The organism is Streptococcus sp. HMSC070B10, from assembly GCF_001808665.1.
Classification (GTDB): Bacteria; Bacillota; Bacilli; order Lactobacillales; family Streptococcaceae; genus Streptococcus.
In genome coordinates, this window is record NZ_KV794152.1 from 609,694 (window position 1) to 624,529 (window position 14,836).

General features: G+C 38.4%; 13 protein-coding genes. 9 read left to right on the forward strand and 4 right to left on the reverse strand.

The annotated features are described in order from the left end of the window. Nucleotide 1 precedes the first annotated feature (1 nt). From HMPREF2613_RS04625 to HMPREF2613_RS04665, 9 genes are all read left to right on the forward strand, one after another. Nucleotides 2–439, forward strand: a complete 438-nt coding sequence (locus tag HMPREF2613_RS04625; protein ID WP_070479306.1) for a hypothetical protein — start codon at nucleotides 2–4, stop codon at nucleotides 437–439. Beyond that, complete coding sequence (locus HMPREF2613_RS04630; protein WP_070479307.1) at nucleotides 436–1,845, forward strand: cell division protein FtsK; 1,410 nt, start codon at nucleotides 436–438, stop codon at nucleotides 1,843–1,845. The genes HMPREF2613_RS04625 and HMPREF2613_RS04630 overlap by 4 nt, the downstream gene beginning before the upstream one ends. 103 nt (nucleotides 1,846–1,948) lie before the next feature. Beyond that, complete coding sequence (locus tag HMPREF2613_RS04635; RefSeq protein ID WP_070479308.1) at nucleotides 1,949–2,764, forward strand: rolling circle replication-associated protein; 816 nt, start codon at nucleotides 1,949–1,951, stop codon at nucleotides 2,762–2,764. A 4-nt stretch (nucleotides 2,765–2,768) separates the two neighbouring features. Then, nucleotides 2,769–2,963 (forward strand): DUF3173 family protein, encoded by a 195-nt coding sequence (locus HMPREF2613_RS04640; protein ID WP_070479310.1) that lies wholly within the window; start codon nucleotides 2,769–2,771, stop codon nucleotides 2,961–2,963. Nucleotides 2,964–2,966: 3 nt separating this feature from the next. Next, entirely contained in the window at nucleotides 2,967–4,193 is a 1,227-nt protein-coding gene (locus HMPREF2613_RS04645; protein ID WP_070479313.1) for a tyrosine-type recombinase/integrase, read from the forward strand. Nucleotides 4,194–4,556: 363 nt separating this feature from the next. After that, nucleotides 4,557–5,330: an ABC transporter ATP-binding protein gene (locus HMPREF2613_RS04650; RefSeq protein WP_042751016.1), complete on the forward strand. Its 774-nt coding sequence runs from the start codon at nucleotides 4,557–4,559 to the stop codon at nucleotides 5,328–5,330. Continuing rightward, nucleotides 5,320–7,374, forward strand: a complete 2,055-nt coding sequence (locus HMPREF2613_RS04655; protein WP_070479315.1) for an FtsX-like permease family protein — start codon at nucleotides 5,320–5,322, stop codon at nucleotides 7,372–7,374. Before HMPREF2613_RS04650 ends, HMPREF2613_RS04655 begins: the two co-directional genes overlap by 11 nt. 32 nt (nucleotides 7,375–7,406) lie before the next feature. Further along, nucleotides 7,407–8,096 carry a response regulator transcription factor gene (locus HMPREF2613_RS04660; protein ID WP_042751014.1) on the forward strand — a complete coding sequence of 230 codons (690 nt, stop codon included), beginning with the start codon at nucleotides 7,407–7,409 and terminating at the stop codon, nucleotides 8,094–8,096. Then, complete coding sequence (locus HMPREF2613_RS04665; protein ID WP_049551877.1) at nucleotides 8,080–9,078, forward strand: sensor histidine kinase; 999 nt, start codon at nucleotides 8,080–8,082, stop codon at nucleotides 9,076–9,078. The genes HMPREF2613_RS04660 and HMPREF2613_RS04665 overlap by 17 nt, the downstream gene beginning before the upstream one ends. 83 nt (nucleotides 9,079–9,161) lie before the next feature. On the opposite strand, the gene ffh is transcribed toward HMPREF2613_RS04665, so the two are convergent. The 4 genes from ffh to HMPREF2613_RS04685 form a co-directional block, all read right to left on the reverse strand. After that, entirely contained in the window at nucleotides 9,162–10,733 is a 1,572-nt protein-coding gene (ffh, locus tag HMPREF2613_RS04670; RefSeq protein WP_000863612.1) for a signal recognition particle protein, read from the reverse strand. An 11-nt stretch (nucleotides 10,734–10,744) separates the two neighbouring features. Continuing rightward, complete coding sequence (locus HMPREF2613_RS04675) at nucleotides 10,745–11,077, reverse strand: putative DNA-binding protein (RefSeq protein WP_049493433.1); 333 nt, start codon at nucleotides 11,075–11,077, stop codon at nucleotides 10,745–10,747. Nucleotides 11,078–11,455: 378 nt separating this feature from the next. Continuing rightward, nucleotides 11,456–13,453: a methionine--tRNA ligase gene (gene metG / locus HMPREF2613_RS04680; RefSeq protein WP_049551876.1), complete on the reverse strand. Its 1,998-nt coding sequence runs from the start codon at nucleotides 13,451–13,453 to the stop codon at nucleotides 11,456–11,458. A 123-nt stretch (nucleotides 13,454–13,576) separates the two neighbouring features. Then, nucleotides 13,577–14,836, reverse strand: coding sequence for an ABC transporter permease (locus tag HMPREF2613_RS04685; protein ID WP_070479317.1), 1,260 nt, complete (start codon nucleotides 14,834–14,836; stop codon nucleotides 13,577–13,579).

Sequence of the window (14,836 nt, forward strand, 5' to 3'; positions counted from 1 at the left end):
AATGGAAAATAATATTGGAAAAGTGAGTTTTAACTCACCAAGCTTGAAAAATCTACTAATTGGTACGTCAAATGTAGAACATACTCCTACTAGTGCTTTTGTTATTGAATGTAGAGACGTTCCTAAACGTAATGAAAAAAATGAAGTCATTGATGGAACAATAAGTAAAAAAGTTTTATTGGCTCTTCAGCCAGAAATTGTTCAAGCTATTCAAGATGTTGATGGAGATTTAAGTAGCATAAAACCTTTCACTGTTGAGATATACAACGATGAATCTTTTTTGAAAAAAATTAATAATGAGTTAATCATTGCTAAAACAATAGATTTAGAAGGAGCATTATTAGCGTTAAAATGGATATCTGATGGTCGAAATGGCGGTGCTTACAGAGAATTTAAGCTCATAATTTCAGAAATAAAGTTACTGGGTGCTAAATCATGATACTGACTAAAATAAAACGAAATTTGAGTAGATATGATTTTCGTGAGGATACCCCCACTTACTTATCTATTTCAGAAACCATAGAAAACCGTAAAGAAAGGCAATGTTTTATCTTCAAGAAACTGTTTAAGGTACTCCTATTATCTCTTGTTATTACCTTTCTTTCATCACGCTTACCCTTATTAAGCGTTGTCTACAAGATAAGTATTATTGTATCTTCTACTCTTGTAGCTCTTTTTATCGGTCATGTCGCTATAAAATTATTGTTTTCGATTTATTCTCCTATCTGGAAGTACAGATTTTTAAGTATTCTTGAACTTGCAACAGAACGGCTAGACCTAATCCAACTACCAGCTAATAAAATTCAAATAAAAACAGTTGAGTGGAGATTTTATAAAGCAGATAACAGGACTGTGATTGAACTAAATCCATCGGGAACAGTTCCTAGTATTCAGCAAGTCAAAGAAATCACTAGACGGTTGACCGAATTTCTTATTCAGACTACCTATAGAGAATGGAATCTTTTAGAATCCACTATAGAGAAGAATATTATTGTTCTTAAATACGGAGAAAATCCAATGAGATATTCTGTAAGTGAATTATTTGAGATAGCCGATGACGATTACTGTATCAATTACTCTCCTATAAAACTATATAATGACATTCGCTTTGACATAGCTAGTGAGGCTTGCCACCAGATTGTTATAGCCCCTAGCGGAGCAGGAAAATCACTTTATCTTGCTGCTCTTGCTGGTATGCTAATTAAACAGGGGCATTCTGTGAGTTTAATTGACGCAAAACGAACTTCTTTAGGTGCAACCTTTGAAAACCTCGGTATTCCTGTTGCACGTACGGCAGAAGAGATTGTTCTACTTCTTGAGCAAATGGTTTTTGAAATGCAAGATACCTACAAACGTTATTTCTCTTTTTCTTCAGTTGATTTTTCAACTACTTATAGTGATTTCTCACTTCCAGCCCATTATCTAATATTTGATGAGGTGCTTGCAGCCTTAGAATCTGGCACACCTTCCCAACAAAAGGAGATGGTTAGATTGCTAAAAATACTTGCCCTAAAATCACGAGCTTCCGGACGTGGTTTACTCATCTTGGCAAGCCAAAAATTACTTGCTTCAGATTTACCACGTGCAGTAACCGAACAGTGCCAGACAAGAATTATTTTAGGAAGTGAATCAAGCATATCCGAAGAAACGTTTTACAGTGTCATGGGTAAAGAGAAAAGAGACCTTTTGGCGGAGTACAGAGGAGGAGTTGGAAAAGGATATATTTTAACTCCGAAAACAAACGGAATAAAATATTTTGAGACTCCATATTTTGATTTAGATTCAATAGATTTCAAAGATAAAATAAGGGACTTTCAAACTATTCCAAGAAAGCAGATAGAATGAACTAACTATCTAGTGAGCCAGCTTGCCCATAAGCAAGCCAGGGCTCGCTAGATGTGTATATTAGCCTGCTACTTGACATGCAGGCATGATAAGCGGAGGACTAATGACTAGAGAATTATATAACACAAAAATAATTCAATATAATCCAAATACTTTCGAGGTCATATACTATCGAAAACCAAAATTTAGAAGACTAGGAGAAACCGATACTACAGTATCTAATACTTTTAAAAGTCCAAGTGAAAAAGAACTCTATCAGCAAGCCAATAGGATAAAAAGGCGTATTCGTCACTACATGCTGTGCAATGATTTCGATTTATTTTGGACATTAACTTTTAACGACGAAAAAATCAATTCCCATGATTATTTAATCGTAAAAAAGAAAATACGCGCTTGGCTCAAAGCTCAGCGTGAAAAATATGGAAAATTTCACTATATTTTCATACCAGAATTACACAAAAATGGACGGCTTCATTTTCATGGAGTAACAGGCGGTTTTAGTCCAAAATTAACAAAAGCAAGAAATACTAAAACTGGTCGATTGATAAAAAAGAATGGCAAGCAAGTCTATAATGTTGATTCATATCAATTAGGATTTAGTACCGTTACAAAAATCGATTCTTCTGAAAAAGTTGCTAACTACATTACAAAATATATCACAAAAGATTTACTAGCTATTCCAAGTGGATATAAACAGCCAAAATATTTTTCATCTCGTGGTTTAATAAAACCGATAGTAAGCTATGAAAATTTAGAAAGAAATTATTTTGAGGGATTAACCCCCAGTTTTTCAGTAGGTCATTTAGATAATCTTGAGTACAAAGAAGATATTGCGATTTACAATCTATCAATAGATGACAATGGGGAGGTTATTCAAAATTCAACTGATACAAGAATAAAAATCAGAAGGGAACAGTAAGCGTATGAAATCATTGATTAGTAAAGACGACTTGATAAAACTAGGATATAAGAAACATACTGCAATTAGTATTATTCAAGCGGTAAAGCAGGATTTGGTGTATAATAAAGGTATACCATTCTACAATAACCGTAGACTTGGACTAGTCCCACGGGAAAGAGTAGAAAACCTTATCGGTGTAAAACTAGATGAGGAATAACAAATGGCAAAAACACGTTATAGCGGTGTGTTTGTTGATATGAAAGGAAAATATTTCTATGAAACAGAGCTAGGTATTGATAGAATCAGTGGTAAACGTATTAGAAAGAAAAGTAGAAAAGATAGCAACGGTAAGCCTTTTTCTACTGCCAGAGAGGCGTATTTAGAATTGACTCGGGTAAAACGAGAGTATCACAAAGCTCATACTTACGCTAATTACAATATGACTGTCAAGCAGTTTATTTTAGATTGTTATATACCATATTATAAATCGTATGTGGAAGAAAGTACTTATGCTGTCAGAATCAAAAATCTTGAAAAGATTGCTGAACGATTTTATAACAAGACACTACGTGGTTTGACTATTGAAGATATTCAAAACTATCGGATATGGTTACTGTCAAGTAAAGACGAAAACGGTTCTGGCTACTCTCAAGCCTACGCTAGTCTAATCTTTGGTATGTTTAGAAAGTCTCTTGATTATGCTGTAGAAATGGGTTATTTGGAAACTAATATCTCTAAGAAAGCCAAAGCTATTCCGAAAGGAAAGGCTATCGTTCCATACTGGACTAAAGTAGAATTTGAGCGTGTTATTGCTCAAATCTGTCTTGATGATTTTTATGAACATCTTAATTTCGTTATGCTTTGGACTTTTTTCATGACAGGTATTCGAGTAAATGAAGGAATGGCACTTTGGTGGAATGATATTGATTTCGATAAAAAGCGTATGCGTGTTCATCATATGCTTATTCTAAAATCAAGGAAAAACTGGCAAAGAAATGCTTATACCAAAACAAGTGATGGCAAACGTATTATTTCCCTAGATGATGATACGATTTCTATTTTAAAGCGTTGGAAAGACAGACAGAAAGAAATTGGTTTAGGCAATGAAACTGATTTTATATTTACATATGATAGCCTTCCAATGATAAAATCTACACTAGCTAGAATTATTCAACGATATTCTGAACTAGCTAATGTAAAGCGAATACAGGGTAAAGGACTTCGTCATAGTAACGCTTCTTATTTGATAAACGAGTTTAATGTATCTGTCTTGATTTTGTCGAAAAGGTTAGGTCATTCTAGCCCAGAAATTACTTTGAAACATTACTCACACCTTTGGCGTGGAGCTGACGAATCTATTGCTGAAATAATGAGTGGGAATATATCCATACATACAGCTCCAAAAACAAAAATTCAATTCAACGGGAATCAAAATCTAAAAAGATAACCCCGCCAGAAATCCCGCCAAATATATTTAAAAGGCATTGTAAACCTTAATAAATCAAGGTTTTCTGGCACTAAACCTATGAAATTTTTAATTGAGTGGGAATAGAGTTTCCTATAAAATAAAAAATAATACCGCTGGAGCATGAACTTCAGTGGTATTATTTTTTATGATTTCAATATTAGGAAAATTTCTCAACCTCTACTCCTCTTTTTAAATCCCTGAAAGCATGCTATAATATAGTAAGTATAGTTCCAATAACCTGATTATAAAAGTCAGCGATAAAGATTTCTTACATCATCCGTAAGTGTTATTCTACTCTGATTCATATTATAATGAAAGTAACAAAAAATGGAGGTGTTTCACATGGACACAATTTTACGAGTAGAATCATTAAAAAAGTATTATGGGAAAGGTCCCAATATTACCAAAGCCTTGGATAGCATATCTTTTCAAGTTGTAAAAGGTGAGTTCTTAGGAATTATGGGGAGTAGCGGTTCTGGGAAAACAACTCTTCTTAACTGTCTAGCCACAATCATCAAGCCAACTGACGGTTCCATTCAAATGCAAGAAAAGGATTTAGGTCAGTTAAAAGGGAGCCAATTAGCAGATTATAGAGGCAAGGAAATTGGCTATCTCTTCCAGAATTTTGAGCTCTTGGACAATCTTACAGCCAAAGAAAATATTTTACTTCCCTTGTCTTTGCACGAGGTCGATGCTAACGAAAGCAAGGTTCGGTTAGAATTACTTTCCCAATATCTAGATATTTCTGAACTACTGGATAAGTTCCCTTCTCAATTATCAGGTGGTCAACAGCAAAGGGTAGCTGCTGCGCGCGCCTTAATTTTAGACCCTAAGATTGTATTTGCGGACGAGCCCACAGGAGCTTTGGATTCAAAAAACGCAACCATTTTGATGCAAAAATTATCCGAAATGAATCAAGTGGAAGAAACCACCATTCTCATGGTGACCCACGATTCTGTCGCAGCCAGCTTTTGCAACCGCATCTTGTTTATCCAAGATGGAAAACTATTCCATGAAATCCGTCGCGATTATCCAAGAGAAAGTCAAGAAGACTTCTATCACAGAATACTAAAGGTCATGGCTGCACTAGCTGGAGGTGATGGTAATGTTTTCTAAATTAGTCTCAAGAAATAGCAAGAGAGATCGAAAAAATAACGGCTTGTATTTCAGTTCTATGGTTCTGTCTATTATCTCCTTTTACATCATCCTTTCTTTGTCTCATCAAGATGTGATGCACTTTCTAAAACAAATAGAAAGTGACGCTGTAAATAAACTCTTTAGCATGATTCCCATTCTTTATGTAGCAACGCTCTTTATTCTCTTTTTTCTAGTTTACTTCTCAAGCAGTATGCAGATGGAAAGGAGAAAACATGAATTTGGTGTCTATCTCACACTGGGAATGCGAAGAAGCAAACTGTTCTTGCTACTTCTGCTCGAGGATTTGAGAAACAGTGTCCTTGCCCTTGGAATAGGACTTCCTATTTCCATCTTAATTTCAGAATTGATTAGCCTAATAACCGCTAAAATTGTGGGACTAGGGATTATTGAACATCAATTTTCTCTATCTACCACAGCTCTACTCTATACAGTCATCGGCTTCCTAGCCGTAAAATTAGCTGTTTTTGTCCTTTTAAGTGCAAAGACTGCCAATATGGAAATCGGAAACCTGCTCGCCTATTCTCCTTCTGGGATGAAGAAACTACTCCCCAAGGGGGTGTACCTTCTTGCTTCTGTCCTCGGAATTTTGCTTCTAGGAACAGCCTATTACATGGGTATGAGTGGACAAGCTTGGGAAAATGTCATAACAATGGGCATCACCGTTCTCTTAGGAACTCTGGGAACTATCCTACTCTTCTTTGGTATGCGTTTATTTATAGACTTTTTGGTCAAGCTTGGAAACAATCGAAAACTTCATGCCTATAATTTTAGACAGATTCAGGAATTAGTTATCCAACGCTCAACTATACTGGCTGTCTGCTCCCTCTTAATTTTCTCTGCCTTGTGCCTCTTTGGAGCAGGTGTGGCCATTACAAGCGGCAATCCAGGCAATCAAACCCACGTATTGGATTATACATTTAGAGATAGCAAGCAGGAAACAGATGAAAATCTTGATGTAAATGCAGTTAAAAAAGAGCTTGAAGCTGCCGGACTAGTATCACAGTTTTCAAAGATTCTGCAAATTAAAGTAGGCCAAACTAAAGAACACGAATCCGTGTCCTTTGAAGAGGTCATCAAGGAGTTGAAAAATCAAAAAGACAACAAGAACAAGGAAATTTTGCTCCATAAATTTAAACAGTCTACTAATTCCCACCTCATACCAGTTTCCGAATACAATGAACTTAAAAAGGCTGCCAATCTTCCTCCTCTAGAACTAACTAATAAGGAAGCATATTTGTATATGGGGAAAGATTTTCTGCCAGATGAAAGTCTCGTCAACTCTGTCCTAAAGACAAAGCCTCAAATCAAAGTCATGGGAAATGATGTAAAATTGATTGGCGAGGTGGAGTCTTTGCCAATCGTAACGGATCATGAGATAACCCTCTCTGTCGCTCTCATAGTTCCAGATGAGATTTTTATGAGCTATACAGACGGTCGCTATTCGAACTATGTTAGCGGTATCTTGGCTCCTGAGCTAGTCAAGGAAAAAGGCTTGATGAGAGCTATCTCAGATACCAATGAAAAGCTAAATCAAACCTCTCTTGGCTATGAAAGCTATATACAAAATATGGGAAGACAATTGTTTTACATTATCTCTGCCAGCTATGTCACCATCTATCTGTCTATCATCTTCCTTGTTGTCGCAAATACAATTATCGGCGTTCAGTTTTTGATGGGACAAAGACAATCCTATAGACGATACCAGACCTTAATCCATCTTGGTGCCAACTACGAAACTCTTTGTAAATCGTCAGAAAAGCAAGTCAACTGGTATTTCGGTCTACCAATAACCCTTGCACTTATCAGTAGTAGCTTCGGAGTGAGCTCCCTCCTCACAGGAATAGTGCCCACTAGCGCAAGAATGGTTATGGGGCAGAGATTTATCACAGCCATGCTGATCGTACTGCTATTAGCTGGCTTTGAAGTCATCTATATCAGAATTGTAAAGAAAAATAGCAACAAGTACTTATTGTCATTAATGGAACCCAAAAGAGATGAATAAGGTAGAATAAAATAGGAAAAGGAGGAACCGATATGAAGCATATTCTGGTTATTGAAGATGAAGCCTTGATTCGAGATGAAATTGTCATCTTGTTAGAGAAAGCGGGTTATCAAGTTGATAAGTTGACTGACTTCAAAGATACAAGCCAGCAAGTGCTGCAATACGATACAGATCTAATCATACTGGATTTGAATTTGCCAGGAGAAACAGGTTTTCAAATTTGTAAAAATCTCAAGTCAAAACGCTCTGTCCCTATATTGGTTCTCACTTCCCGTGAACAATTAAAAGATGAAATCTACGCCCTGAAATTAGGGGCAGATGAGTATCTAACAAAGCCTTTCAAGAAAGAAAGATTTTTGGCACGTATAGAAAATATCTTGAAACGCTATGAAGGCAGACAAAATCTACTTGAAAAAGATAATTTTCTGCTGGATAGACAGACCTATACCCTTTATATCAATGGACACTCGATTTTACTCCCCCAAAATCAAGGGAAATTGTTAGAAACTTTATTAGTGGCAACTGATTCTGTCGTCACAAAAGAAGAACTAAGCATGAAACTGTGGAATACAACTGAGTTCATCGATGAAAATGCCCTTCAAGTAAATATTGCAAGACTCAAAAAGGTGATGAAACAGGCTGGTATTGCACTTCAAGTCAAGTCCGTCAGAGGCATCGGTTACAAATTGGAAGAGGAAAGGGAATATGAAACAGAATCCTAAATATTTGGCTACCTATCTGCCTTGGTTACTTGTTCTCTTAGCATTTGATCTATTCACAGCTGTCCTGCTTTGGCTTTCTGACGTGAGAAAGTTTCAAGCCCTCATCATTCTCTATCTTTTAGCTACTGTCCTGCTCTTTTTCATCCTATCATTCCTACTGATAAGAAAAGAAAGAAAAAAATCCGCTGCCTATAAAGCCTTCATAGCCAATCCTAAGATGGATACGGAGCTGGAATTATTGCGTTTATCAAGTGCCTCAGAGAAAGAAAGCATCGAAGAAATCGCAAATGCGCTTTACCAAAGGCAAGCGGAAATAGGAAAGCTCAACTCATTACTAGCCGAATACGAGGACTATGTTGAAAAATGGGCTCATGAAATCAAACTCCCTCTATCGCTTCTTTCCCTCCTTTTGGACAATCAAAGTGACCAGTTGCCAAAGGATACAACTTTTAAGTTGGACTATGTGAAAAATCAAATCCAAGGAAATGTATCACAGATACTATTCTATTACAGGGTGAAAAGTGAAAAAAATGATTTTCTATTTGAAGACCTTGACCTCCAAGAGTGTATCCAAGATCTTTTGGAAAACTTTGATCCCTTGCTCAAAGAAAAGAAATTTACGATTCAGCTAGAGAACATACAAGGAATCTGCTACACCGATCAACGCAGTTTTGAATTTATCCTCTCTCAAATACTCGCCAACGCCCTTAAATATAGCTCTGACAAGCCCGAACTCAGTATTTCTATGTCAAAAGATAAGGGGCGCACAAGTCTGATTATTAGGGATAATGGTTGCGGAGTTAAAGCTTGTGACCTTCCTCATATCTTTGAAAAAGGCTTTACAGGTGATTCAGGTGATACAAGGAAAAAATCAACAGGTATGGGGCTCTATCTAGTCAAACAATTAGCAGATGCTTTAAAAATCGAAATTACAGTAAAATCCGAATGGACGCAAGGATTTGAAATCTCTCTTTCTATTTAGTCAATTTTTCGATTAAGAAAATTGCCTAATCATAGAAAGCACATATGCTATATAAAAAAGGAAAGCACTTCTGCTTTCCTTTTTTATTTGCGTTTCTTCTTCGCTTTCTTCATTTTGTTAGCCATGCGTTTCATGGACTGTTTCATAGCAAATTCACCGATTTTACCTTTTAGTCCACCACCAAACATCTGGCTCATATCTGGCATTCCCGCTCCTCCTAGAGCTGATAAGTCAGGCATACCACCTTGTCCCATCATTCCTTCAAGGGCAGACATATCCATTCCTCCCATATTTGGCATATTTTTAGGAAGATTGTTTGGATTGATTCCCATCTGCTTCATCATTTTGTTCATATCTCCAGACATAACACCCTGCATAAGCTGTTTAGCTTGGTTAAAGTCTTTGATGAATTTATTAACTTCGACAAAGGTATTCCCAGAACCTGCAGCGATACGACGGCGACGGCTCGGATTTAACAAATCTGGATTTTCACGTTCTTCAGGTGTCATTGAAGACACAATAGCACGTTTGCGAGCAATCTGGCGTTCATCTACCTTCATGTTTTGAAGGGCTGGATTGTTAGCCATACCTGGAATCATCTTGAGCAAGTCTTCCATCGGCCCCATATTTTGCACCTGATCCAACTGATCAATGAAATCATTGAAATCAAATGTGTTTTCACGCATCTTCTCAGCCATTTCAAGGGCTTTTTGCTCATCGTATTCTTGAGAAGCTTTCTCAATCAAAGTGAGCATATCCCCCATACCAAGGATACGGCTAGACATGCGATCTGGGTGGAAGGTTTCAATGTCCGTAATCTTTTCACCTGTACCAGTAAACTTGATTGGTTTTCCAGTGATGTGACGAACCGATAGAGCCGCACCACCACGAGTATCCCCATCAATCTTGGTAAGGATGACCCCAGTGACTTCCAACTGAGCATTAAACTCACGCGCAACATTGGCCGCTTCTTGACCAATCATGGCATCAACCACGAGGAGAATTTCGTTTGGTTGAGCCAATGCTTTTACGTCACGAAGTTCATTCATCAAAAGCTCATCAATCTGCAAACGACCTGCCGTATCAATCAAGACATAGTCATTATGATTAGCTTGGGCTTGTTCCAAACCTTGACGAACAATCTCAACAGCTGGAACCTCTGTTCCAAGAGCGAAAACCGGCACATCAATCTGTTGACCCAGAGTTTTCAACTGGTCAATAGCCGCAGGACGATAAATATCCGCCGCTATCATCAAAGGACGAGCATTTTCTTCTTTCTTGAGTTTGTTGGCCAATTTACCAGCAAAAGTTGTTTTACCAGCCCCCTGTAAACCAACCATCATGATGATTGTAGGAATCTTAGGTGACTTGATAATCTCTGCCGTATCAGAACCTAAAACAGCTGTCAATTCCTCATCAACGATTTTGATAATTTGTTGCGCAGGATTAAGGGTATCAATAACCTCATGGCCGACTGCACGCTCACGAACTTTCTTGATAAAGTCCTTTACAACAGGCAAGGCAACGTCGGCCTCGAGCAAAGCCAAGCGAATTTCTTTGGTTGCCTCTTGGACATCAGCTTCAGAGATTTTTCCTTTTTTACGTAGATTTTTAAAGACGTTCTGCAAACGTTCTGTTAAACTTTCAAATGCCATTTTTCTTCCTCTTATTCTCTATTATCAATGCTTGTTAAAATTTCTATCTGCTCTTTCAGAAAGTCATCCTTGGAATAGCGCTCCAAAATCTGGTCAAAAATCTGACTGCGGACAATGTAGTCCGAGTACATGTGCAATTTCATCTCATAATCTTCCAGAATTTTTTCTGTCCGCTTGATATTATCATAAACAGCCTGACGACTGACACCAAATTCCTCGGCAATTTCAGCAAGGCTATAATCATCAGCGTAGTAGAGCTCTATATAATTCATTTGCTTATCTGTCAAAAGCGCCGCATAAAATTCAAAGAGCGCATTCATACGGTTGGTTTTTTCGATTTCCATAACTTTTATTATACCAAAAAATCTATTATACTTCTACATTAGAAGTCATTCTAATAAAGATAGAAAAATAAAGGTAAGTTCTAAAAGCAACTTCCACATGACTTTTCAACGTAGAATTTTTTTCGATTTTCGCTTTCTTTTGAGGGGCAAGCGACTTTTTCCCCGTGTTTTTTTCAGATCCAAGCCAATGTCAACTTCCAGTTGCCACTCATGAACCCAGCTTACTTGTCTAGAACTTAGTGAGTATATTTGTGGTTATTGTCTGCGACCTTAATACGAATCCCATCAATGAAAATCTCAGTTTAGTCAACAAAGAAAAGTCCTTAGAAACTTGTAGTCTAAGGACTTTGTCTTTCAACTGACTTTAGTGTTTTACTTTTACCCAATCACACTTCCGTTTGGTACAGCTGAATCAACTGTAAGAAGGGTTAATTGTCCATCATGTTCAGCTGAGAGAATCATCCCTTGACTGACATATTTCTTCATCATCTTGCGTGGTTTGAGATTGGCAACGATTTGAACTTTCTTGCCGACCAATTCTTGTTCGTTTGGATAGTATTTTGCAATCCCAGAAAGAATTTGACGATCTTCACCATCGCCAGCATCCAAGCGGAATTGAAGCAACTTATCTGAACCTTCTACTTTAGACACTTCTTTGACTTCTGCGACACGGATTTCGACCTTGTCAAAGTCTTCAAACTTGATTTCTTCCTTGTTTAGTTTGAGTTCAACTTCGTCTGGGTTCCACTCTTTTTCGACTGCTGGTTTGTTGCCTTCCATTTGTTCCTTGATATAGGCGATTTCTTCTTCCATATCCAGACGTGGGAAGATTGGTGTTCCCTTAGCAACTACAGTCACACCTGCAGGGAAATCAGCCAAGCTCAAGTTTTCAAGGCTAGAAACTTCTGCTAAACCAAGTTGAGTCAAGACCGCGCGACTGGTTTCCATCATAAACGGCTCAATCAAGTGAGCTACAACACGCAGGCTGGCTGCCAAGTGGCTCATAACACTTGCCAATTGATTGCGAAGTGCTTCATCCTTTGCCAAGACCCACGGTGCTGTCTCGTCGATGTATTTATTGGTACGAGAGATCAGAATCCAGACTGCTTCAAGTGCACGTGGATAGTCAACTGCTTCCATGTAGGTGTGGTAGTCAGCGATTGATTGTTCTACAACCTCAGCAAGAGCATGGTCAAACTCTGTTACACCCTCTACATAGACTGGAATTTGTCCATCAAAGTACTTGTTAATCATAGAAACCGTACGATTGAGGAGGTTCCCAAGGTCATTAGCCAATTCATAGTTAATACGGCCAACGTAGTCTTCTGGAGTAAAGGTTCCGTCTGAACCAACTGGAAGGCTACGCATGAGGTAGTAACGAAGCGGATCTAGTCCATAGCGCTCTACCAACATTTCAGGATAGACCACATTCCCTTTAGACTTAGACATTTTGCCGTCTTTCATAACAAACCAACCATGGGCAATCAAACGGTCTGGCAATTTGATATCCAACATCATAAGAAGGATTGGCCAGTAGATTGAGTGGAAACGAAGTATATCTTTTCCTACCATATGGAAGACAGTCCCATTCCAGAACTTGTCAAAGTTACCATGTTCGTCTTGACCGTATCCAAGCGCTGTCGCATAGTTCAAAAGGGCATCAATCCAAACGTATACAACGTGTTTTGGATTTGATGGTACCGGAACACCCCATGTAAAGGTTGTACGAGAAACCGCCAAATCCTCTAAACCTGGCTCGATAAAGTTGCGCAGCATTTCATTTAGGCGACCATCTGGAGTGATAAATTCAGGATGAGCTTTGAAAAAGTCTACCAAACGATCTTGGTATTTGCTGAGGCGAAGGAAGTAAGATTCTTCTGAAACCCATTCAACCTCGTGACCTGATGGAGCAATACCGCCAATCACATTTCCAGCTTCGTCACGGAAAACTTCCGCAAGTTGGCTTTCTGTAAAGAATTCTTCATCTGAAACTGAATACCAACCAGAGTATTCACCCAAATAGATGTCATCTTGAGCAAGCAAGCGTTCAAAGACTTGTGCGACAACTTTTTCATGGTAGTCATCCGTTGTACGGATAAATTTATCGTATGAGATATCGAGTAATTGCCAGAGTTCTTTGACTCCAACTGCCATCCCGTCAACATAGGCTTGAGGTGTGATGCCAGCTTCTTCAGCTTTCTGCTGGATTTTCTGACCATGCTCATCAAGACCTGTCAGATAAAAGACATCGTAGCCCATGAGGCGTTTGTAACGAGCTAGGACATCACAAGCAATAGTTGTGTAGGCAGAACCGATATGAAGTTTTCCAGATGGATAGTAAATCGGCGTTGTAATATAAAAATTCTTTTCAGACATAATTTTTCCTTTCCAGGCAAATGAAACCTGTTTTTCTAACACTTCATTATATCACATTTTTAATGATTTTCGATAGGGAAATCCATACAAAAACAAGATAGACGAGTGTCCATCTTGTTGATTCTATTCATAACGAAGGGCTTCGATTGGATCGAGTTTCGATGCCTTGTTGGCTGGCAAAACTCCAAAAATCATACCCACGCTAGCCGAAACTGCAAGACTAAATAGGGCAACCGGGATTGACACTCCTACTTCTATACCCGCAATCAATCCTTGCAAGAGTATGCCAGCTATAGCGGTTAAGCCTGTCGCAATGGTTAAACCAATGACTCCACCAAGCAAGGTCAATATCATGGATTCAATCAAAAACTGGATTAAAATATTAGCACGTGTTGCACCCAAAGCCTTACGGAGACCAATCTCACGGGTACGCTCTGTCACCGAAACAAGCATAATGTTCATAACACCAGTACCACCAACAAAGAGGGAAATTCCTGCAATAGCACTAATAATCGTAGTTATAAATCCAAAAAGTTGTTGTACTTCTTGGAAGGCTGCAGTCGCATCGGCCACCTGATATTCCCCTTGCTGAATACCAGCAATCTCGGTCAATTTTCTAGCTAATTCTGGTCCCACAGTTGGTGTCAAACTGGTATCATTGACACGGAAGACAATATCAGAAATTTCATCCATATTGAAGTTATTGGCAAGAGAAATATTAGTCGTAATTGGAAGTCCACCAATACCAAAAGTCTTGGCAGTCTTGGCCTCATCGCTGGTATAGACACCAATGACACGATAGCTAAAGCCACCAACATCTATAACCTGGTTAACAGCTTCTTGAGCAGATCCAAACAGGCTATTAGCAAGTTCTTGGTCTAGCAAAATGACACTGGCCACATCTTTATAATCCTGAGCTATGAGACTGCGGCCTGCAACAATTTCATTTTCAACCGCCTTCATGTAAGTAATATTTCCACCTGTCAAGCTAGCGCGCTCCACTTTTTTGTCTTTATAAGACAGGGTGGTATTTGTCGAGTTGGTTACATAGTAACTATCTACACCCTTAAGTTTGGCCGCCTCCTTAACCCAAGCTTCTTGCGGTTTTGGTGGTTCCACAGGAACATCCTCTTCTTTCCCAGAGACCGTCAAAGCTGATTGCTTTTGGGTAAAAGAACCGTCTTTACTTTTAATAGGCGAGAAAAAGACATGAATATTCTTCTGTGACTTGGTCATATTTTTATTAACCTGACGAGACATGGAATCCCCCAGAGCCATAATCACAACAACTGATGAAACACCAATGATAATCCCAATCATAGTGAGAAAAGAGCGCATCTTGTGGGCCATGATAGATGAAAAGGCAAATTTCAGATTCTGCAT

Coding starts and splice junctions, on each gene's coding strand:
- HMPREF2613_RS04625 (WP_070479306.1), top strand. CDS start 2: ATGGAAAATAATATTGGAAAAGTGAGTTTTAACTCACCAAGCTTGAAA.
- HMPREF2613_RS04630 (WP_070479307.1), top strand. CDS start 436: ATGATACTGACTAAAATAAAACGAAATTTGAGTAGATATGATTTTCGT.
- HMPREF2613_RS04635 (WP_070479308.1), top strand. CDS start 1,949: ATGACTAGAGAATTATATAACACAAAAATAATTCAATATAATCCAAAT.
- HMPREF2613_RS04640 (WP_070479310.1), top strand. CDS start 2,769: ATGAAATCATTGATTAGTAAAGACGACTTGATAAAACTAGGATATAAG.
- HMPREF2613_RS04645 (WP_070479313.1), top strand. CDS start 2,967: ATGGCAAAAACACGTTATAGCGGTGTGTTTGTTGATATGAAAGGAAAA.
- HMPREF2613_RS04650 (WP_042751016.1), top strand. CDS start 4,557: ATGGACACAATTTTACGAGTAGAATCATTAAAAAAGTATTATGGGAAA.
- HMPREF2613_RS04655 (WP_070479315.1), top strand. CDS start 5,320: ATGTTTTCTAAATTAGTCTCAAGAAATAGCAAGAGAGATCGAAAAAAT.
- HMPREF2613_RS04660 (WP_042751014.1), top strand. CDS start 7,407: ATGAAGCATATTCTGGTTATTGAAGATGAAGCCTTGATTCGAGATGAA.
- HMPREF2613_RS04665 (WP_049551877.1), top strand. CDS start 8,080: ATGAAACAGAATCCTAAATATTTGGCTACCTATCTGCCTTGGTTACTT.
- ffh (WP_000863612.1), bottom strand. CDS start 10,733: ATGGCATTTGAAAGTTTAACAGAACGTTTGCAGAACGTCTTTAAAAAT.
- HMPREF2613_RS04675 (WP_049493433.1), bottom strand. CDS start 11,077: ATGGAAATCGAAAAAACCAACCGTATGAATGCGCTCTTTGAATTTTAT.
- metG (WP_049551876.1), bottom strand. CDS start 13,453: ATGTCTGAAAAGAATTTTTATATTACAACGCCGATTTACTATCCATCT.
- HMPREF2613_RS04685 (WP_070479317.1), bottom strand. CDS start 14,836: ATGCAGAATCTGAAATTTGCCTTTTCATCTATCATGGCCCACAAGATG.